This window comes from Streptomyces aculeolatus (assembly GCF_020400605.1).
Classification (GTDB): domain Bacteria; phylum Actinomycetota; class Actinomycetes; order Streptomycetales; family Streptomycetaceae; genus Streptomyces; species Streptomyces aculeolatus.
Window position 1 is genome coordinate 78,565 of the sequence record NZ_JAINRD010000010.1, and the last position, 20,786, is coordinate 99,350.

Here is a 20,786-nt window from a genome sequence, read left to right on the forward strand (position 1 = left end):
CCCCCGCCGGACGGCCGGGCCGGCCCGGTTCAGACCCGGGCGGATGCGACGCCGGCCGACCAGCCGTCCTGGTCGTAGCCGATGCCGGGTGCGGTCGGCGCCCGCAGCAGCCCGTCGGGGCCGACCGAGGGTTCGCGCACGACGGGGTTGGTGTAGACGAAGGATTCGTAGTACGTCGCGTTGGAGATGGCCATGCACAGATGGGCGTTGACGATCCCGGCGCCATGGACCTCGGCCCTGAGCAGGAAGCTGTCGGCGAGGTGGGCCACGCGCATGGCGCCGGTGATGCCCGCCTTGTACTGCGCGCTGGTACGCACCCTCCCCGCCGCACCGGAGGTGATGAAGTCGGCGGCGTTCATGTGGGCGCCGTCCGAGGTCTCGGCGACGAGCAGGGGGACGGCGACGCGCTCGGCGAGCCGCCGGTACGCGGTGACGCTGAACTCCCGCATCGGCTCCTCGTACCAGGTGTATCCGGCCTCGGACAGGGCCTCACCGAGGTAGAGCGCGTCCGCGAGGTCGAAGGCCGCGGAGCCGTCGTACATCAGCGGGACGTCGTCGCCGACGTGGTCGCGCAGCTCCTGGCACAGCCTGGCGTCGGCCCGTACGTCGCCCCAGGCGTGCAGCTTGATGGCGGCGAAGCCGGCCTCCACGCACTGGTCCGCCACGTCGAGGTACTCCGCCGTGCTGGCGAAGGTCACCGTGCTCGCGTAGGCGGGCATGGCTTCGCGGTACGTGCCGAGCAGCTTGTGGACGGGGAGCCCGGCGGCCTTGCCCGCGAGGTCCCACAGAGCGACGTCGACGAGCCCGAGGGCATAGATGGGAAACTCCTCGATGCGGTCCAGCTCCCACAGCCGGTGCCACAGGAACTCGCGGTGGGACGGATCGCGGCCCACCAGGTCCTCCCGGATACGGCGGTCGACCAGGTCGGCGAGGATGGCGCCGCGCCGGGTGTGGGCCTCGCCGCAGATCCCGTCGTCCGTACGGATGCGCAGGATCCCGCCGACGGCGGGGCCCTCCGCCCCGGGCAGCCCGGCGCGCCATCTGAAGTCCGGCTGGGCAGGCAGGTCGACCAGTTCCACGGTCACGTCGGTGATACGCATCGCTCGCCCCTCGCATAGGCAGACATGGGACGGCTGCCGCATCCGCCTGCAGCCGCTCGATACCGGCACGGCACCTTCGGTGGGGGCGCAGCCGGGCGTCGGCCGCGGACGGCGGCTGCGCTCCACGCATCAGTCCTGCACGGTCGACCATATGTATCACATCTATCTGTCCACGCCAGGGCGATGGTTCTGTTTCATCTCTTGACGCGATCAGAAGCAGCGGCTCATACTCTCAGCACTCAGCTGGCCGTATGTACACCAAGCACGGCCTACCTTGACGGCCCTAGCGCCCACAAGAGTACGAACCATGCGCTGCTGTCCGCGGGCGATCCGGAACACCGCCGGCAGCGCCGCCACCCATCACCGCCACCGACACCGACGGGCAGAGCAATGAGACTCACCACACGCAATCCGACGTTCCTGAGAGCCGGCGCCCTCGCAGGCGCCCTCGTACTGGCCGGTTGTACGGCAGGCGGCAGCGGCGGCGACACGTCCGAGGACGGCAAGGTCGCCCTGACCTTCCTCACCTTCGAAACCCCGAACCTCGACGCCGAGTACTGGGACGCGGCGATCGAGCGCGCCTCCGCCGAGGTGCCGGGCGTGACCGTCAAGAAGCTGGTGTCCCCCAGCGCCGACCGCACCGGCTACGCGAAGCAGTTGGACAGCACCGGCCAGTTCCCGGACATGATGATCGGCCTGAACCCGGCCGGCTTCGCGGAGGCGGGCAAGCTGGCCGAGTGGTCGGACGCCGAGCTGGCGAACTACGCGCAGCCGGAGGCCAACACCTATGACGGCAAGGTCTACCAACTGCCGTACTCCACCCAGGCCACGCTCGTCTACTACAACAAGGAAGCCTTCGCCCGGGCGGGCGTCGACGCGCCGCCGCGCACGTACGGCGAGCTGCTCGACGCCGCCGCCGACCTCAGGGCCGAGGGGATCAACCCCTTCGTGGTCGGCGGCGGCGGCAAGGACACCTGGGCCGACATGTTCCCGCTGATCTGCACCGTGGCCACGGACATCTACAAGCAGACGCCGGACTGGCTGTCGCAGCGCAACGAGGGGAAGGTGAAGTTCACCGATCCGGCCTTCGTCTCCGCCGCGCAAAAGGTCGCCGACCTGGCCGACGAGGGCTACATCGACCGGGCCGGGCTGTCGCGTACGTACGCGGACACCGAGCAGGCCTTCCGCGACGGCAAGGGCGCCATGTACCCGATGGGCACCTGGTTCTCGGCATCCGCCGACACGAAGAAGCCCGGCTTCGAGACCGGCGTCTTCGCCTGGCCCACGGACGACGGCTCGGCGGCCCTGCCGGGCGTCACCGGCGGCGGCATGTCCGTCAGCTCCCAGGCGGCGGACGTGGAGCTGGCGAAGAAGTGGGCGCGCGCCTTCATGGAGGACGAGAAGAACCTCGACGCCGCCGTCGAGGCCGACGGCCTCATCATCGACATCAAGGGCTACTCACCGCCGCCCGGCATGGGCCCCGTCTACCGGGCGACGGTCGACGCCTACGAGGAGGCACTCGACGCCGACGGGGTCGTCAACTCCTTCTCCCAGGAGACCGGCGACGGCTCCCTGCCCCCGGGCCTGGCCGACAAGGCCGCGGCCGGGGTGCAGAAACTGCTCAGCGGCAGCATGACGGCCGAGGAGTTCGGCGAGTACATGGACTCGCAGTGGGACAAGGCCACGCGATAGTGGAGATCAAGACTCGACGCCGCGTACGCCCGCCGGCTGCCGCGCCCCCGGGCACGGGGGCGGCGGCAGGCGGGCAGCGGGACGTACGGGCGAAGCGGCGGCCCGCCCCGTCCCGGCGGGCGCGCTCGCGGGCCGGGCTGCGCCGCTTCGCCCTGTTCGCGGCCCCCGGCCTGCTCGTCTACGCGGCCCTCGTCCTCGTGCCGATCGGCATCGCGGTCGGCTACGGCCTGACCGACAAGAACCCGTTCGACCCGCCCACCGAGTTCGTGGGCCTGGAGAACTTCACCGACCTGTCGTCCGACGACGAGTTCCGCACGGCGCTGAAGAACACCGTCGTCATCACCGCCATCGTGACCCTCGCCACCAACGCGGGCGGCCTGGCCATCGCCCTGCTCCTCGACCGGCGCGGCTGGCTGTACAACGCGCTGCGCAGCGTGTTCTTCGTCCCGGTCGTGCTCAGCGCGGTCGTCGTCAGCGTCATCTGGCAGACCATCCTCGTCGACGACGGCCTGCTCAACTCCATGCTGCGGCAAGTGGGGGTGGCCGACCCGCCGGGGTGGCTCTCCGATCCCGGCCTCGCGCTGTACACGGTCTCGTGGGTCATCGCCTGGCAGGGGCTGGGATTCTGCGTGGTGATCTACCTCGCCGGCCTCCAGGGCATCCCGCAGGAACTGCACGAGGCGGCGGCCATCGACGGCTGCGGGCCGCTGATGCGCTTTCGCCACGTCACCTGGCCGATGCTCGCGCCGGCCGTCACGATCAACACGGTGATGTCGCTGATCGGCGGCTTCAAGGCGTACGACCAGGTCCAGGTCCTCACCAACGGCGGCCCGGGACCGGGCACGACGTCCACGCTCGCCTTCCATGTGGTCCAGACGGCCTTCAGCGGCAACCACATCGGCTACGCCTCGGCGATGGCGGCCGTGATGCTGGCCATGGTCGCGGCGATCTCGGTGGTCGCGCTCCGGCTCCTGCAAAAACGCGAGGTGTCCTCCTGATCATGAGAAGAATCCGGACCCGGCTGCGGCCCTTCCTCGCGCTCCTGACGGGCGCCCTGTTCTTTCTGCCGATCTACCTCGTGCTGGTCAACGTCTTCAAGGACGGCTCGGCCATCGTGTCGAACCCGATGGGCCTGCCGCTGCCGCCGACCCTGGACAACATCGAGGGCGTCCTGACCCGTTCGGACCGCCTCTTCTGGTACGGGCTGGTCAACAGCGTCGAGGTCACGGCGATCTCCATCCTGCTCATCACCGCGGTATCCGCCATGCTCGGCCACTACCTCGCCCGCTCGACCGGTGCGCTGGGCAAGGTCGCGATGGTCGCGCTGCTGTGCGGCCTGATGGTGCCGCCGGCGGTGATCCTCACCCCGATCACCGACGTGCTCCGGTCGCTGGGCCTCATGAGCAGCGTGCCCGGGCTGGTCCTGGCGTACGTCGGCTACTACGTCCCGTTCGGCGTGCTCGTCTTCGCCGGCTTCGTCAAGACGATCCCGCGCGAACTCGAAGAGGCCGCGGAGCTCGACGGGGCGGGCCCGTTCCGCGTCTTCTGGCAGGTGGTCTTCCCGCTGATGCGGCCGGCGTCGGCGAGCGTGCTGATCTTCCTGGGCGTGTGGATCTGGAACGACTTCCTCAACCCCCTGATCATCCTGGGACCCGCCACGGGCACCACCGTGACCGTCGGCATCTACCGGGCGATCGGCGAGCACCAGGCGGACTACGGCTCGGTGTTCGCCCTCATGCTGCTGTCCACGCTGCCGATCCTCGTCTTCTACCTGGCCTTCCAGAAGCACTTCGTCAAGGGCCTGACCGGCGGAGCGACGAAGGGGTGAGGCGGGCACGGCGCTGCCGGTGGCCGCGGACCGGAGGACCGGTCCGCGGCCACCGGGCAGGTATCACGACGAGGCGTCCTCGCCGGGGGCGATACGGCGCCAGATCTCCTGCTGGAACTGCTGGGCCGTCATGTCGACGTGCTCTGCCATCAGTTCCTCGGCACGGCCCGACTCGCCGGCGGCGATGGCCTCGGCGATGGCCTTGTGCTGGTCGGCGGCCACGCGCAGGGATCCGCCCGCGACCCCCGCCAGTCCAATGGTCATGACCTGGCGCTGGAGGCGGCGCATCGCCTCGATGGTGGAGACGTAGAACATGTTGGCCGCGGCAGCCGCGATGCCGCCGTGGAAGGCTTCGTCGGCGAGGGTGAACGCCTCGATGTCGTCCCCCGCCGCCGCGTCGGCGGACTCCCGCGCGGTCTCCCGCACGGCCTTGACCTGCGCCGGGGTGGCGCGCTGTGCGGCCAGGCCGGCGGTGGTGGTCTCCAGGTGGCGGCGGAACTCGAAGAGTTCGTCCACCTGCCGCAGGTCCGCGGGCAGGAAGTTCGTCAACGACTGCTGCCAGGAGGACTGCTCCGGCTCGGCCACGTAGATGCCGCGGCCCTTCTGCACGGACAGCCGGCCCAGGGCGGAGAGGATCTTCACCGCCTCCCGCACCACGGTCCGGCTCATCTCCACGTGGTCGGCCAGGTCCTTCTCCGTGGGCAGCCGGTCGCCGGGCTGCAGGCCCGCCCGGATGACGTACTCCAGGATGCGTTCGGCCGCCAGCTCGTACCCGGGGCGGTAACCGCGGGCGGCGCCCGCGGACGCCGGCGCGGAGCCCTTCTCTGGCTGGGTCAACGGCCTTCCCTCGCTTCCCTCGTGTGCAGCCGACCGGAGCAGTCGCTCACCTCGACACCAGTGCATAGTTCTGATGTATTGTGCTGCCCATGGTAAGTGAATCACATGTAAATCACTGACTCCAGGTGCCGGCCGCGCCGGCACCTCCCTCATCGTAGCCGCGGCGCTCCACCATGCCCCTGCTCGGCCCTCGGCCCCAGGTCAGCCCGCGCCGCCGTACGGGCCCGCCCCCGGCGCGCCCTCGCACCGCGCGCGTCCCCGCGGAGAGACCGTACCGCGTCCGCCGACCGGCCCCGGCATGTATCCGGTTTATCGTCCCGCCACCGCCCCCCGGGACGGCCGGCGCACCCATGAGACCCACGAAGGGCAACCACGTTGAACGACATCAGGATCGGCGTCATCGGCCTGGGCATCCGCAGCAATCTGGCCGACCTCGTCCACCGGCCGGGCTCGGGCTCCGTGGTGGCCGCCGCATGCGACCGCGACCCGCGGATGCTCGCGCTCGCCGGGGACCGCTTCGGCACCGGGGTGCGGACCGCCCAGGACCACCGGGAGCTGCTGGACGCGGGCCTCGACGGCGTGTTCGTGCTGACCCCGGACCACACCCACGAACGGATCGGCCTGGACCTCCTCTCCCGGGGCGTCCCGGTCTTCCTGGACAAGCCCATGGCGATCAGCACCGAGGGGTGCGACCGGCTGCTCGCCGCCGCCCGCACGCACCGGACCAGGCTGTACGTCGGCCACAACATGCGGCACCTGCCGGTCGTGGCGGCGATGCGGGAGATAGTCGGGAACGGGACGGTCGGCGAGGTCAAGGCCGTCTGGTGCCGCCACTTCGTCGGCCACGGCGGGGACTTCTACTTCAAGGACTGGCACGCGGACCGGCGCAACACCACCGGGCTGCTGCTGCAGAAGGGCGCCCATGACATCGACGTCATCCACTGGCTCGCCGGCGGCTACACCCGGCGGGTGAACGCCATGGGCGGGCTGACGGTCTACGGCGGCATCGACTCGCGCGGGGAGCGCGACGGGCAGCGGATGACCGACTGGCTGTCGGAGGACAACTGGCCTCCCCTCAGCCTGACCGGCCTCAACCCCGTGGTGGACGTGGAGGACCTCTCCATGATGCTCATGCGGTTGGACAACGGCGTCTTCGCCAGCTACCAGCAGTGCCACTACACGCCGGACTACTGGCGCAACTACACGGTCATCGGCACCGAGGGGCGCATGGAGAACTTCGGCGACGCCGACGGGGCCGAGATCCGGGTGTGGAACCGCCGCTCCGACTACCGCGCCGACGCCGACCTGGTGGTCCCCGTCGAGGCCGCGGCGGGCTCCCACGGCGGCGCCGACCCGCTGCTGGCCGCGGAGTTCCTGGGGTTCGTACGGGAGGGCGGGGCCACGGTCACCTCGCCGCTGGCGGCCCGCGAAGCGGTCGCCGCCGGCTACGCGGCCACCGTGTCGCTGCGGGACGGCGGCAGGCCCGTCGACGTGGCCCCCGTGGCGCCGGACCTGGCGGCCTACTTCTCCGGCGGGCAGCGGTGACCTCGCCCGAGGCAGATAGATCCTAACTAAGTATTGACTCCCCTGCGGACCACCGGCACGCTAGATCGGACTTATACAGCACGGTTGGCCGGGAAAGGTGCGGCACGAGGAGCCGGGTGCTGGCGAGATCAACCGATCTTCTCTTCTCTGCCCCTTTCATCCTCCACTCAAGGATCCGAACTATGGGCGGCGCCGCTCTGCGGCAGACGGCCGCCAGCCGTGTACTTCACCGAGGTTCGCTCCACTGAGGAGGAAACATGGACAGACGTCGCTTCCTGGTCGCCGGTGGCCTGACATCCATCACCGCGATGGGGATCACCATCGGCCCCGCACGCGCGGACCAGGCGGCCGAGGCGGGGGCGTCCCGGCCGCGGGGGATCACCGCGGGCTTCCTCGCGGTCGGTCTGGACGACTCCGGTCGCGTCGACAGCCTGGTGGACCTGCGCAGCGGCACCGACCACCTGGCGGGCGGCTCCCCGGTGCCGCTGGTCAGCGTGGTGGCGGACGGCACGCACGAGGTCCCCCGCACGGTGCGGGTCGCCCCGGACCACCGGCAGATATTGGAGTTCGCCGGCGAGAAGGTGACCATCCGTGTGCAGGTCGCCGGGTTCCCGACCCACGCCACCCTGGAGGTCGTCGGGCTGACCGCCGCTCCCGGCGTGGACGTGCAGACGCTGCTGTGGGGGCCGCTGCCGACGCGGATCGGCGAGACGGTCGGGGAGACCGCGGGCGTGGTCGCCGACGGCGACGTCGTCCTGGGGCTGCGCCCGCTCAACGACAAGACGGTGGGCGGGTGGCCCAACGAGCACCTGGCCCTCGGGTACGGCGACGACCTCGTCTGGAACCCGTACGGCCTGCAGACCGGCGAGAAGGACGAGTGGCTGGCGAACAACGCGGCGGCCAGGACCCGCTGGGGCAGCGTCCTGCGCGCCACCACGTACGACTACAGCCGGCCCCGAGTCCGGCAGCGCACCAACGGGTACGAGATCCCGCTCGGCCCGCTGCCGGCGCCGGAGGGCCGGATCGCCGGGTCGAAGATCGCCCTGTTCGGCAGCGCCCCGGACCTCGCCCTGACCGTACTCAGCCACATCGCCAGGGAGCACGGCCTCGCCTACCCGACCATCGACGGCCAGTGGCAGAAGGCCGCGCAGCGGACCTCTCAGTCCCACTTCTGGGTCCACGGCCTCGACGCGGCCAACGTGACCGCCGCCAGCCGGTTCGCCAAGCAGGCCGGCGTCAGGAACATCTACGCGATCTCCGGCAACGGGCCGTGGAAGTCGCACGGCCACTACGAGTTCAACAGCTCGTTCGGCGGCTCGGACGAGGCGGCGGCCCAGGTGGTGGCGACGGCGGCCGCAGAAGGCATCGAGGTCGGCGTGCACACCCTGTCCAACTTCGTCGACCCCGGCGACCCCTACGTCACCCCGCCGGCCGACGAACGGCTGGCCCTGGGCGGTGCCTTCAAGCTGACCCGACCGCTCGGCCCGTCCGACACCACGCTGTACGCGGACGGCGACCGCCCGCTGGCGCCCGGTGTGGACGGCCGAAGACTGCGGATCGGGGACGAGTTCCTCACCTACGACGCCGTCTCGAAGACCGGCGCCGGCGAGTGGGAGGTCAGCGGCCTGAAGCGGGCGCAGTGGGGATCGGCCGCGCAGTCGTACCCGGCGGGCACCGCCGCCGCCCGGCTCATCCAGAACGGCTACGGCGGCGCGATCGGCGGACTCCCGATCATCGACGAGATAGCGACCCGGCTGGCGACCGCGTACAACGGCACCGGCATCCTCGCCACGTCCTACGACGGGCTGGAGGCGGCGGGCTACACCGGCTGGGGCGGCTACGGCTTCGCCCGCCTGGTCAACGGCGTCTACCGGCAGCTCGACTCCACGGACTTCCTCACCGAGTGCAGCAACCTCTCGTCCAACACCTGGGACGCCCAGTCGCGGGCCAGCTGGGGCGAGATCGGCATCACGGACTACGCCCAGATCCTGCGGAGCAACACGTTCTACCGGGCCAACTACATGCCCGGGATGATGGGCCAGCAGGGGCTCTCCGGGAACGACAGCCTGCAGAAGATCGAAGTCACCATGGCGCGCGCCGCGTCGCTGAACGCCGGCATCAACTTCGAGACCAACGTGGGCAGCCTCGCGTCCGGCTCCCACACCGCCGTGCTGCTCGACGCCGTCAGGATCTGGGACGCCGCGCGCGTCTGCGGTGCCTTCACCCCCGCCCAGCGGAAGGAACTGGGCGACCCGGACAGGTATTGGCACCTGACCGAGGTCACCCCGGACGAGGAGTGGTCGCTGCAGGAGACGGACTCCGCCGGTGCGCCGGTCGGCGAGCCCCGGCCGGTGACGGCGCCGGCGCCCGGCTTCAGCACGCCGGAACCGCCGGACGGCCGGATCGGCCGGCTCTACGCGTTCAAGGTCACGTCGCGTACCCCGCAGACCCTCCGCTACGAGGTCACCTCCGGCAGCCTTCCGCGCGGGCTCACCCTCAACGAGGACACCGGCGGCATCACCGGCGTGCCCGGGAGCCCGGGCACCAGCAAGTTCACCCTCACCGCCCGCAACGGCGGCAGCACCGCGGACGCCCGGATCACGTACCGGGTGCGGATCCGGGGGTGACGCGGGTCCCGGCACCGGCCGCCGGTACGTAGCGGGCCCGCCGCCTCCCCACCGGCGGGCGGGAGCCGGGCGGGTCCCCCGCGGGGACCCGCCCGGCCCGGGTGCGGTCAGCGGACGTCGTAGGCGCGCTTGACGGTCTGGGTGACCGCGTTGCCGTTGGCGTCGGTGAACGCGGCCTTCAGCATGACCTGCTCCGCCGAGGCGCCGGTGTGGTCGAGGACGGCCGTCCATCGTCCGTCCTGCTCCTCGACGGGGGCTTCGGTCCAGGTGGCGCCCTCGTCGTAGGAGTAGGACAGGGCGGCCTCCTCGATCGCGCCCGGGGTGTAGCCGGCATGGCCCTCGACCGACAGACCGACCCTGATGCCCTCCTTCGCGGGCAGGGTGTTCATGCCGTCCGCCGGCAGGTCGTACGCCGGGAAGAGGATCGGCAGGCCGCGCGAGTACACGTCCGGCTCGCGGTGGGAGCGGAAGCTCCAGGTGGTGGTGACGGCGGTGGAGCGCAGCCAGGCGCGGTCGGAGGACGGGATCTTCTCCAGGTTCTGGGTGAGTTCGTACGCGGAGTCCTCGTCCGGCACCCTGAACACGTCGTACGGCCAGGCGCTGGTGGCGATCTGCTCGCCGTTGCGCTTCAGCACCAGGTTGCCGAGGTCGCCGAACGAGCCGCCCGAGGACCAGTGGTCGCCGGAGCCGTCGAGCCAGAGCGCGGTCTGGAAGCCGATCAGGTCGCCCTGCCGCTCGGCTGCCAGCATCGGCTCGCCGTCCGTGTCGCGTGCCGCGGCCGGCCGCAGCGGGCCGCCGTACCACTCCTCGGCCGTGCGCTGGCCGGCACGGTAGGTGCGCTCCCGGTCGCCCATGAAGGCGGCGAACGGGAAGCTGGTCATCGCGCCGTGGTACCAGGCGTCGTCGCCGGGCGTGTAGTAGGCGGTGCGGGTGCCGGGCACCGTGACCTGGCCGAACGGGCTCACGGAGACGTACGCGCCACCGCTGCCGGCGGGGCGCAGGAACAGCGCGTCGATGTAGTCGCCCTCCTTGCCCATCGCGTTCCACGTCTCGTCGACCCGGGCGAGCCCGGAGTCCCTGGGCCGGTAGACGCGGTCGGACCGCAGCGGGCCGCCGGTCGGGAACGACACGTTGTAGACGTAGGACTCGCCGCCCTCGGTGCCCGTCGCGCGCCACGTGGGCCGGAATTCGAAGGTGCCGTCCTGCGCCTTGCCGTCGACGTCGGCGTAGAACTCCTGGACGGTGCCGGCGGCCAGCATCGAGCCGCTGATCTGCCAGGTGTCGTCCCACGTGCGGGAGTAGCTGAACGAGGTGCTGCCCACCGTCGAGGGCCGCGGGGTGCGCAGGCTCAGCCGGTGGGCCCTGCGGGCGTCGAGGACGACCGTGGTGTCGCGGGTGAGCCGGAGCTGCGGCCGGGCGAGGTAGCTGAGCGACTCGACGTCGCCGTTCGCGTCGTCCGTCGCCACGAAGCCGCTCAGGGAGTAGTCGCCGGGGCGTACGCGGTACGTCTGGTCGGTGGCGCCCGCGTTGGTCCGGCGCTCGCCCTTGTTGACGTCGAGGCTGACGAGGTCCAGGGAGGAGGGGCCGTCGGCGGGCCGGCCGTCGCGGTCGACGGCCTTGACCCGGAGGGTGACGGTCTCCGGCTCGACGTAGAGCGTGACCGGCACGGAGACGCGCACGCCGCCGCCGGTGGCCGTGATCCGGCCGGTGACCGCGCCGTACTGGCCGTCCGTCAGCCGGGCGGTCGGGTCGATCCGCAGCGGCACCTCGGCGGTGGCCCCGGCGGGGACCCGCACCTTGCCGTCCGTCAGCCTGGCGATACCGGAGCGGACGTCGCTGCCGTCGTTGCCGTGCAGGCCGCCGAGCTTCAGGTCCAGGGTGAGGTCGCGGTCGCCGGTGTTGGTGAAGGGCACCTGCACGGTGCTGCGGTCCGAGTCGTCCTGGGGCCAGTTGTAGCTGCCGGCCTGGACGGCGGGCGCGGACAGCACCTGCTGGTCGACGGCGCCGGCCACGTCGAGGACGCCGCCGCCGGTCTGGTCGGCGCCGGCGACCCTGCCGCCGGTCCGGGCCGAGGCGACCAGGGCGGCCTTGATCTGCTGCGCGGTCCAGTCGGGGTGCGCCTGGCGGACGATGGCCGCGGCTCCCGCGACGTGCGGCGTGGCCATGGAGGTGCCGGACATCGTGCGGTACGCGTAGACGCCGCGGCCGCCCGCGCTCGCCGCCGAGATGTCGACGCCGGGGGCGGCGATCTCGGGCTTGAGGGTGTGGGTGACGGCCACGGGGCCGCGGCTGGAGAACCACGCCGTGGTGTCGTCGCGGTCGACGGCACCGACGGTCAGCACGCCGGGTACGCAGCCGGGCGAGGAGACCGTCTCGTTGTTCGAACCGGCGTTGCCGGCGGCGACGACGAACAGGGTGTCGGTGTTCTGCGAGAGCCGCTTCGCGGCCTCGGCCATGGGGTCGGTGCAGTCGCCGACGGTGGGGTTGCCCAGGCTCATGGACACGACGTCGGCCTGCTCGGCGACGGCCCACTCCATGCCCGCGATGATCCAGGAGTCCAGGCCGTAGCCCTGGTCGTTGAGGACCTTCCCGACGGCCAGGGACGTACCGGGGGCCACGCCCTTCTTGCTGCCGTCACCGGCGGCTCCCGATCCGCCGACGGTGGAGGCGGTGTGGGTGCCGTGGCCCACCCGGTCGTCGGTGGAGGCGGAGTCGGTGAAGTTCTCGGAGGCGACGATCCGGTCCGCCAGGTCGGGGTGTCCGGCGTCCACGCCCGTGTCCAGCACCGCCACCTTGGTGCCCGTGCCGTCGTAGCCGGCCTCCCACGCCCGCGGTGCGTTCGCCTGCGCGGTGGACCGGTCGAGGGTGGCCTCCACCTTGCCGTCGAGCCACAGCCCGGCCACCGCGGCGCCGGAACGGGAGCGGGGGCCGGCGACGTCCTGCCAGAAGGCGGCGGCGCTGTCCTTGGCCGCCTTGAGCGCCACGCCGTTCACCGACGGGAGGCTCAGGCTCCGCTCGGCCCCGCGGGGTGCCGCGGGGGTGCGGGCGGCGACGTCCACGCCGTCCGCGTAGGTGGCGATGAGGGGCAGGGTGTCGGTGCTCTCGTCGTCGTATCCCTCGCGGATGAGCCCGGTGACGTTGAACAGCTGCTCGTCGACCCGGCCCTCGGCGACGGCCTGCGAGGCGCTCTCCGGGTAGACGTAGAGGTCCTTGCCCATCTGGTATGTCTGGGCCGTCGGCTGCGTACCGTCCTCGCGGGGCAGCACGGCCGCGGAACTGCGGCCCGCGGGGTCCGTGGTCACCAGCACCTTGTCGCCGGTGACGAGTGTGACCGTCGTCCGGCTGCCGTCCTCCGCCGCGGTTCCGCTGCCGACGACGGGTCTCTCCCCGGGAGCACCGCCGGGCCGTGTGTCCGCCGCTCCGGACGGCGTGACCGCGGTGGCGGCCAGGACGGCGGCGGTGGCCGCGCCCAGGGCTATACGGATTGTGGGACGCATGAATCTCCCAACTCGACGCGCTGAACATGCCATGTCGGGGCCGCAGCCTGGCAGAGAAGCGGAATGCGCGGGGGGTGTGGCGCATGGCGGGTTCCCCGCGTGACGGGTCCCCGTCACCGCGGGCCTTCTCAGGCAGCGCGGCGGCAGGTCGGGGCTTCCGCCCCTCCGGGCGACGGGGTCACAGCCAGCCGGCCCGGGCGGCATGCCACCCGAGCTGCAGGCGTGAATCCACGCCGGCCAGGTCCATCAGACGGCGCGTCCGCCGCTCCACCGTGCGGAGGGACAGGCCGAGCCGGGACGCCACCCGCCGGTCGGAGAAGCCGGCCAGCAGCAGGGCGAGGACTTCGAGCTCCCCGCCGGTCGGCTGCTCGTCCGCCGCCGGCTCCGCGTGCACGCCCGAGGGGGTGGGGTGCAGCGGCCGGGCCCGGTCCCACTCCCGCTCGAAGAGATGGACGAGCGCTGTCAGCAGGCCGCTGCGGTGAATCACGATGGCGCTCGGTTCCGCGCCGGAGTCCGCCAGGTCCAGCGGCACCATGGCGCGTTCCCGGTCCGACACCACCATCTTCAGCGGCAGCGATTCGACCAGGCGCAACTCCAGCCCGGCCGTGAGGGCTCCGCGCACGTCCGCTATCACGCCGGGGCCGTCCAGATAGTCCCTGGCCGCCACGACCCGGAAGTCGACTCCACGCTCCAGCGCGGAGTTCTCCGCCAGATCGGCGTCCTCGCGCGGCACCGCGACGGGCGCGCCGACGAGGAAGACGAGCAGCTCCCGCTGGGCGCCGAACTGCAGTTGGTGGAACCGGTGCGCCACCTGCTCCACACCGACGACCACCTCCACGACGGCGCCCGCGGAGTTCACGGCCGTGTTGCGGTACTGCTCGATGAGCATGGAGAACGCGCTCTCGGCCCGATGCAGCGCACTGCGCTGCTCGACCAGGTACGGCGCCAGAGCCACGGAGGGCGGGGCGAGCCGGTAGCGTACGGACAGGGCGGCGTCCGAAAGCCGCCCGGCCGGCCCGGACTCCTCGCCGCCCGGCGGGTCGGCGACCGACACCAGGCCCCGCTTCTCCATCCCCGCCAGCACACGCGCGGTCTCGGCCGCCGCCGTTCCGGTCTGCCGCGCGAGGTCGTATGCGCAGGCGACCGGCTGGGCCATCAGCGCCGTATAGACGGCCTCCTCGGCCGGCCCCAGTCCCAGCGCCTGCAGCATCCGCTCCTCCTCGCGGGGCAGGTTCGTACGCCCGAACTGTATCCGGCGCCGGTTCCCCGCCGCCGGGCGATACCCGCGGCGCCGGGGGCAACGTGCCCCGGCCGGCGGCCCGTCAGCCGGAGTCGGAGGAGCGGGGGCCCTCGTTGGACGGCACGGCCGGGCTCCCGGGGCGGTCGACGCTCCGCGTCGGTGTGGGGCCCCAACTGGGGACCTCCGACGGGGCCGGGGACTCGGTCGGTGTGGACGACGCCGGTGGGCCGCTGGGCGGGGTGGCGGGCCTGGAGCGCTCCTCGGCGCCCATGCCGGGCAGCCCGGCGGCGAGTGTGACGCCGAGGGCCACCACCGCGAGCGCGCCGCCCGCCGCGGCTGCCGCACGGCGGCGGCGGATACGGGTCCCGCCGGCGACGGCCGCGTCGGTGACGCTGGGCATCGGCGGCGCCGTCGCGTCGTCCGCCACGGCCGCAAAGGCGTCGCGCAGGTCGGCGGCGTCGCGCTCGCTCATGTCCCGGCTCACCTTCCGTTCACCTCGTGGGCGAGCGATCCGAGGAGTTGGCGCAGCCGGCGCAGTCCCCGCGCGCTCTGGCTCTTGACCGTTCCCGGGGTCACCCGCAGCGCCTCGGCGGTCTGCTCCACACTCCAGTCCTCCCAGTACCGCAACACCAGCACCGCCCGGTACCGGGGCGGCAGTTCCATCAGCGCCGACTGCATCACCAGCCGCAGCTCCCGGGTGGCCGGGGGCGCCGCCTGCGCCTCGGGCACCGCCTCCACCAACTCCTCGCGCCAGGCCCGGCGGCGGTACTGGTCGATGAAGACGCGGGTGAGGATGGTGCGGGCGTACGCGTCCACGTTGCCGTCCCGGCGGACCCGCCCCCAGGCCGCGTAGAGCCTCATCAGCGCCGTCTGGGTCAGGTCCTGGGCCTGGTGCCAGTCGCCGCAGAGCAGGTAGGCGCTCCGTCTGAGGTCCGCCTGCCGCGCCTCGGCGAACTCCCGGAACTCCCGCTCCCGTACCGCTTCCCTCACCCACCCCGCCCTTCGGCTCACCTACGTCCCTCACAGTGCTCTACGTGGGCGGGCGCCGGGAGGTTGCATGCTGCCCGGTGGGAATTTCTCCTGGACGGGCGGTGCAACCCGGCGCGCCCCCGGTCCCGTACTCCTCTCATGCAAGGGCTTCGGCACGCCGGGGCCGTTCCGCCATCTCGCATCAGGAGTGACCTTGACCAGCCGCCACCGCAGGCGTCCGCGCCCACTGATCCTCGCGGCGACCGCCGCGGGTGTCCTGACCATCGGCGGCCTGGGCGCGCTCGCCCACGCCACCACCGGCACGGACAACCCGGCCGGCAACGCCGGCTCGCAGGAGTCGGCCGCCCCGACCGAGGATCCGGGCGAACCGTCGCCCGTCCCCACGGAGTCCACCGCCCCGACCCAGCAGCCGGGCGAACCGTCGCCCGCGCCCACGGAGTCCACCGCCCCGACCGAGATGCCCGGCGAACCGTCGCTCGCCCCGTCCGACCCCGCCACCCCGACCGAGGAGCCCCGCGAGCCCACGGTCGTCCCGTCGGAACCCGGCACCCCCACGCCTCTCGCGCCGGGCGAGCCGTCGCCCGAATGGCGGGACTGACCGGGCGGTGACCACCGGGTCCCCGGTGACCGGAACGGACCGGCCACCGGGGGCAGGGCAGGGCGGGGCCGCGCGGATGTGCGGCCCCGCCCTGAGGAGAGTCAGCGGTCCTGGGCGAGGGCGTTCAGCTCGCGCAGGAGGCCGTCCTCCGCGGCGACGAGGGCGTCGAAGGTGCCCTCCTCGCGCAGGCGTCCCCGGTCGAGGACGATGACGCGGTCGGCCATCCGGGCGCTGTCCAGGCGGTGCGTGACCACCACGGTGATCCGGCCGGGCGCCATCGCGCGCAGTTCCCGGAAGATGAGGTGCTCGCCACGGGCGTCCATCTGGCTGGTGGGCTCGTCCAGGATGAGCACGGCCGGCTCCCGGTAGAGCGCCCGCGCGCATGCCAGGCGCTGCCACTGGCCTCCGGACAGCTCGTGCCCGCCCCACACCGAGCGGGCCAGCAGCGTGTCGAGCTGGTCCGGGAGCTTTCGCAGGGCCCGGGTCATCCCGACGCGTTCGGCGGCGTCCCAGATGCGGTCGTCGGTGTGCTCGCGGGGCTGGCCGAGGGTGATGTTCTCCCGCGCGCGCAGTGGCCAGTGCCCGTTCTTCTGCGGGACCAGGCCGACGTGCCGCCAGACGGACTCCGGGTCGGCGGTGGCGAGGTCGGTGTCGTCCCAGCAGACGGTCCCGCCGGTCGGCAGGGTCAGCCCGGTGAGCAGCCGGATCAGGGTCGACTTGCCGGCGCCGTTCTCGCCGACCAGGGCGACGACTTCGCCGCGGTTGAGGGTGAGGGTGATCGGGTGCAGCGCGGGGGTGTCCTTGTCGGGGTAGGTGAACGCGGCCTCGCGCAAACGGATCCGCTGCGGCGCCCCGACCTGAGCGGTCCCGCGGGCGGCGGCCATGGAGCGCACCTCTTCGGTGAACTCGTGGTAGTCGTGCAGGTAGAGGCCGTGGTGGAACATCACCGCCCCGTACCTGATGATCGAGTTGAGGGCGCGTCCGGCCGTCTGCGAGGCGACGATGGCGGTACCGGCGATCGCGGTGGACATCGCTCCCGAGAGGGCGAGCGCGGCCAGTGCCGCCCACATGCCGAGCGTGAACACGCCCGCCAGGGACGCCGCGAGGAGTGTCACGAGCAGGTACGGGCGCGCACCCTGGAGTTCGCGGCCTTCGACCCTGTCGCACATCACCCGGTACCAGGAGTGCAGGTAGGGGCGCATTCCGTTGGCGCGCAGTTCGTCGGCGAGATCGGGGGTGGTCACCCACCAGCGCATCATTCCGCGCACGTTGCGGGCGGAGATGGTGCGGTCGTGCACCCGGTAGTCGATGCGCGCGGCGATCACCCCGCCCATGCCCCTGGGGATGACGGACAGCAGCAGCACGCCCAGGAGGAGCGGGTGGAGGGAGGTCAGGACGGTCGCGGCGGACACCAGCTGGACCAGGCCGTTGGTCAGCGTCTTGGCGTCGTCCGCGAGGTCGACCGCGCGCAGGGCGCCGATCTCCGCGGCCCGGCTCCGGTCGGTGAACCCCTCGGTGTCGTAGGCGGAGAGTTCGGCCTTCATGTGGAGGTCGACCAGGGTGAGGTCGACGGCGGAGGCGATCCGCGGGTTCAGGCGGCGCGTGGCCCAGTCCGCGAGGATCCACATGCCGGCGCCGAGCGCCATCGCGACGACCGCGACTACCAGCGCCGGCCATGCCTTCCCGAGTCCGGTACGGGCGTCGGAGGTGGCGAGGTGGGGCATCGCCTCGGCGACCGCGGTGAGCATGGCGGCGGTGCCCAGTCCTGAGAGCACCTGGCACACGAGGATCGTGAGCGTCATGCGGCGGTCGACGGACCATGCCAGCCGGGCTGTCTGGACCAGGGCGGTCGGGATCCGGCGGGCCATGTCCGCCAGGCTCGCGTCGTCCATGGCCCGGCGGTGCTTGCGGCCGTGGAAGTCCAGATCGTGCGGAACCGAGGGCTGAGGAGCGGCCGGACGCGCCGGGGGGACGGCGGCCGCGCCGTCCGCCGGGAACCGTGCGGTGGTGTCGCTCATGCCCCCCACCTCGGTGACGGTCGTGATGCGGCTGCGAACGGGGCGCGGCGTGCGGCGGCCGGGCGCCGGAGCACCGCGGGCTCGCCGGGCCGGGCGGGAGGATTCTCGAACGCGGTGCGGGCGGCGGGACCAGGACGTACGGGATTCACGGTTTGCTCCTCGGATCGGGTTCGGGTCGAGCACTCGGACAACGGGGGTGGCCACGGCGCCGATACGGGCCGGGGCGGGCGACGGGTCGGGCACAGGTTCGAGGCGGGCCACGCCGTTCAGGCGGGGGCGGCCCTCCCCCGCGTTCGATTCACTCGTCGGGAGGACAGCGGCGAAGGCGTGACCCGGGCGGGGGATTGCGTGCGGGCGTCGAGAGCACTGGTCTCCTCGGTGGGGGTGACGGGTCCTGCGGAAGGGAACCATCGAGCAGGCCACTGACAATCAGGCGGCTGCGGGGCCGGGATCCGGACATTCCGAGCTGCCGTCCGGCGCCGGGCACCGGCTCCGCGAAGGCGGCCGGTGGCCTGGTACGGAGCCGGGAGGAACTGCTTGCGGAGCGACAGGCGGATCGCCGGGGTTGAGCGGTCGGCGACTTGGCTCGAACTGTCCGGCACCGCGGCAGGTGCCGCAGGAGCGCGCATGGCCGTCCCCCGCGCAGCAGGCGTTCGGTGCCGAAGCGGTGGGGGTACTACCTGACCATCGGCACTACCCTCACCGGATCGGGGGTCCCCCGCACGAAGGGCGGCGCATGAACGGGGCAGAGCACGGCGCCCGGCGCGGTGGGCCCGTGACGGGTCGGCGCGCGCCCGGGGTGCTGCACCCGCCGCTGCGCGCGGGGTTGGGAGCGGTCGCGGTCCTCGCGGCACTGGCGGTCGCGGTGTTCGGGGTGCTGGCCGCCGGCGAGAGCAGGCCCGGCACGGTGGACGGCTGGCTGCGGCCGGCGGAGCACGTCGCCGGGCAGCCGTGGCGGAACGTGGCGCTGGCCGCGGACTTCTGGGGGGAGCCCGTCGGCGCGGCGGCGCTGGTCCTGGTCTCCGTGGCCGTCTGCCTGGTGCTGCGGCGGCCGCGCGCGGCGGTGCTCCTCGTCGCCGGCGCGGGCATCGCCGTGGGGGCGACGATGGTGCTCAAGCCCCTGGTGGGACGCACCATCCACGGCGGGCACCTGTCCTACCCGAGCGGGCACACCGCCTTCGCCACCGCGCTCGCCCTCGTGGCGGCGATGCTCGCGACCGGCCGGCTCGGCCTCGGCAGGGCGGCCGGTACGTCACTCGTACTCGGCGCGGCGCTGGTCGCCGGGGCCGCCATGGGCTGGGCGCAGGTCGCCCTGGACGCGCACTATCCGACCGACGCCGTGGGCGGCTGGTTCACCGCGCTGGCGGTGGTGCCGGCGACGGCGTGGCTGACCGACCGCTCGGCCGACATCGTACGGGGCGGGCGCGGGCGCCGCTGACGTCGCGTCACGCCCGGCGGCGGAACACCGGCCGCACGGGTCGCCCGCCCAGCCAGGGGGTGGGGTCTCCGGCTTCCAGCGCCTTCCGGTACACCGCGCACGCCTGGGCGACCACGTCCACCGTGCGGTCGACGTCGGCGTCGGTGAGCGCGCTGCTGACGACGAACGACGGCGCCAGCACCCCGCCGGCGAGGAGCCGGCGCAGGAACAGGGTGCGGTACGGCTGCGACGGCTGCCGGTTCTCGTCGAGGGTGGCGAAGACCAGGTTGCTGGCCCGGCCCCGGACGACGACGTGGTCGCCGACGCCCGCGCCGGCCGCGGCGGCGCGGACGCCCGCGGCCAACCGCTCGCCGAGTGCGTGCAGTTGCGCGGTGACGCCCTCCTCGGCGTAGGTGGTCTGTACGGCCATCGCGGCGGCGAGGGAGTGCGTCTCCGCCCCGTGGGTCGTGGACAGCAGGAACACCCGGTCGCCGGGGTGCCGCAGCCCGCCCCGTTCCATCAGCTCGCGGCGTCCGGCCAGCGCGGAGACGGCGAACCCGTTGCCGAGGGCCTTGCCGAAGGCGGAGAGGTCGGGGACGACGCCGTACAGGCCCTGGGCGCCTGCCTCGGACCAGCGGAAGCCGGTGATCATCTCGTCGAAGACCAGCACGCAGCCGTGCCGGTCGGCCAGTTCCCGCAGGCCGGCGAGGTAGCCGGGCGGGGGTTCCGTGTGGCCGGCCGGTTCGAGGACCAGGCAGGCGACCTCGTCCGCGTACCGGGTCAGCAGCGCCTCGGTGGCGGCCAGGTCCCCGTACGGGAAGGTCGCGGTGAGCGCGGCGGCCGCGGCCGGGATGCCCGCGGACATCGGCGTGGTGGCGATGAACCAGTCGTCGGCGGAGAAGAACGGGTGGTCGGCGCAGACGGCCACCCGCGGGCGCCCGGTGACGGCGCGGGCCAGGCGCACCGCGGCGGTGGTGGCGTCGGAGCCGTTCTTCGCGAACTTGACCATCTCGGCGGTCGGCACCGTGGCCAGGAAGCGTTCCGCGGCCTCGGCCTCCACGAGGGACGGCCGGACGAAGTTGCCGCCGCGGCCGAGTTCCCGCCGCACGGCTTGGAGCACGCGCGGGTGGGCGTGGCCGAGGCTGACCGACCGCAGGCCGGAGCCGTATTCGAGGTAGCGGTTGCCGTCGACGTCCCAGACGTGGGCGCCGCGGCCGTGGCTGATGACCGGGGCCAGGTCCTCGGGGTACTGGTCGTCGCCCTTCGCGTACGTGTGCGCGCCGCCGGGGATCACTGCGTGCAGCCGCTCGTTCGCCTGCCGCGACCGGGGCAGGAAGGGCCCTTCGGGCTCTCCGGGCTTCTCGGCCCCTGCGGGATCCGCGGTGTCCACGCCGGCC

At 72.8% G+C, this 20,786-nt stretch carries 15 protein-coding genes; 7 read left to right on the forward strand and 8 right to left on the reverse strand.

Going from position 1 to position 20,786, the window contains the following annotated elements; all coding sequences use genetic code 11:
* Nucleotides 1-29: 29 nt before the first annotated feature.
* Nucleotides 30-1,100 (reverse strand): enolase C-terminal domain-like protein, encoded by a 1,071-nt coding sequence (locus LG396_RS18675; RefSeq protein ID WP_225795604.1) that lies wholly within the window; start codon nucleotides 1,098-1,100, stop codon nucleotides 30-32.
* 390 nt (nucleotides 1,101-1,490) lie between these two features.
* Between LG396_RS18675 and LG396_RS18680 the strand changes: the two genes are divergently transcribed.
* From LG396_RS18680 to LG396_RS18690, 3 genes are read left to right on the forward strand one after another with little or no spacing between them, the layout of a single operon-like run.
* Complete coding sequence (locus LG396_RS18680) at nucleotides 1,491-2,792, forward strand: ABC transporter substrate-binding protein (RefSeq protein ID WP_225795605.1); 1,302 nt, start codon at nucleotides 1,491-1,493, stop codon at nucleotides 2,790-2,792.
* Nucleotides 2,792-3,790, forward strand: coding sequence for a carbohydrate ABC transporter permease (locus tag LG396_RS18685; RefSeq protein ID WP_225795606.1), 999 nt, complete (start codon nucleotides 2,792-2,794; stop codon nucleotides 3,788-3,790). Before LG396_RS18680 ends, LG396_RS18685 begins: the two co-directional genes overlap by 1 nt.
* A 2-nt stretch (nucleotides 3,791-3,792) precedes the next feature.
* The gene (locus LG396_RS18690) at nucleotides 3,793-4,620 is read left to right on the forward strand and encodes a carbohydrate ABC transporter permease (RefSeq protein ID WP_225795607.1); all 828 of its coding nucleotides are present in this window, start codon (nucleotides 3,793-3,795) and stop codon (nucleotides 4,618-4,620) included.
* Nucleotides 4,621-4,683: 63 nt separating this feature from the next.
* Here LG396_RS18690 and LG396_RS18695 read toward each other — a convergent pair whose 3' ends face one another.
* Nucleotides 4,684-5,457, reverse strand: a complete 774-nt coding sequence (locus LG396_RS18695; protein WP_225795608.1) for a FadR/GntR family transcriptional regulator — start codon at nucleotides 5,455-5,457, stop codon at nucleotides 4,684-4,686.
* A 375-nt stretch (nucleotides 5,458-5,832) separates the two neighbouring features.
* On the opposite strand from LG396_RS18695, the gene LG396_RS18700 reads away from it, so the two are divergent.
* Nucleotides 5,833-7,002, forward strand: coding sequence for a Gfo/Idh/MocA family protein (locus LG396_RS18700; RefSeq protein ID WP_225795609.1), 1,170 nt, complete (start codon nucleotides 5,833-5,835; stop codon nucleotides 7,000-7,002).
* 257 nt (nucleotides 7,003-7,259) lie between these two features.
* Entirely contained in the window at nucleotides 7,260-9,629 is a 2,370-nt protein-coding gene (locus LG396_RS18705) for an Ig domain-containing protein (protein WP_225795610.1), read from the forward strand.
* 107 nt (nucleotides 9,630-9,736) lie between these two features.
* Here LG396_RS18705 and LG396_RS18710 read toward each other — a convergent pair whose 3' ends face one another.
* From LG396_RS18710 to LG396_RS18725, 4 genes are all read right to left on the reverse strand, one after another.
* Nucleotides 9,737-13,126, reverse strand: coding sequence for a S8 family peptidase (locus LG396_RS18710; RefSeq protein WP_225795611.1), 3,390 nt, complete (start codon nucleotides 13,124-13,126; stop codon nucleotides 9,737-9,739).
* A 178-nt stretch (nucleotides 13,127-13,304) separates the two neighbouring features.
* A complete protein-coding gene (locus LG396_RS18715; RefSeq protein WP_225795612.1) occupies nucleotides 13,305-14,336 on the reverse strand; it encodes a helix-turn-helix domain-containing protein in 1,032 nt (343 codons plus the stop codon).
* Between the two features lie 112 nt (nucleotides 14,337-14,448).
* Nucleotides 14,449-14,838, reverse strand: a complete 390-nt coding sequence (locus LG396_RS18720) for a hypothetical protein (RefSeq protein WP_018835371.1) — start codon at nucleotides 14,836-14,838, stop codon at nucleotides 14,449-14,451.
* A gap of 8 nt (nucleotides 14,839-14,846) precedes the next feature.
* Nucleotides 14,847-15,356 (reverse strand): SigE family RNA polymerase sigma factor, encoded by a 510-nt coding sequence (locus tag LG396_RS18725; protein WP_225795613.1) that lies wholly within the window; start codon nucleotides 15,354-15,356, stop codon nucleotides 14,847-14,849.
* Nucleotides 15,357-15,543: 187 nt separating this feature from the next.
* On the opposite strand from LG396_RS18725, the gene LG396_RS18730 reads away from it, so the two are divergent.
* The gene (locus LG396_RS18730; protein ID WP_225795614.1) at nucleotides 15,544-15,954 is read left to right on the forward strand and encodes a hypothetical protein; all 411 of its coding nucleotides are present in this window, start codon (nucleotides 15,544-15,546) and stop codon (nucleotides 15,952-15,954) included.
* A 101-nt stretch (nucleotides 15,955-16,055) separates the two neighbouring features.
* Here LG396_RS18730 and LG396_RS18735 read toward each other — a convergent pair whose 3' ends face one another.
* Nucleotides 16,056-17,972: an ATP-binding cassette domain-containing protein gene (locus LG396_RS18735; protein ID WP_225795615.1), complete on the reverse strand. Its 1,917-nt coding sequence runs from the start codon at nucleotides 17,970-17,972 to the stop codon at nucleotides 16,056-16,058.
* 775 nt (nucleotides 17,973-18,747) lie between these two features.
* On the opposite strand from LG396_RS18735, the gene LG396_RS18740 reads away from it, so the two are divergent.
* Entirely contained in the window at nucleotides 18,748-19,410 is a 663-nt protein-coding gene (locus LG396_RS18740; RefSeq protein WP_225795616.1) for a phosphatase PAP2 family protein, read from the forward strand.
* A gap of 7 nt (nucleotides 19,411-19,417) precedes the next feature.
* Here the strand turns inward: LG396_RS18740 and LG396_RS18745 are convergent, their stop codons facing one another.
* The gene (locus LG396_RS18745; protein WP_225795617.1) at nucleotides 19,418-20,779 is read right to left on the reverse strand and encodes a glutamate-1-semialdehyde 2,1-aminomutase; all 1,362 of its coding nucleotides are present in this window, start codon (nucleotides 20,777-20,779) and stop codon (nucleotides 19,418-19,420) included.
* Between the last annotated feature and the right edge of the window lie 7 nt (nucleotides 20,780-20,786).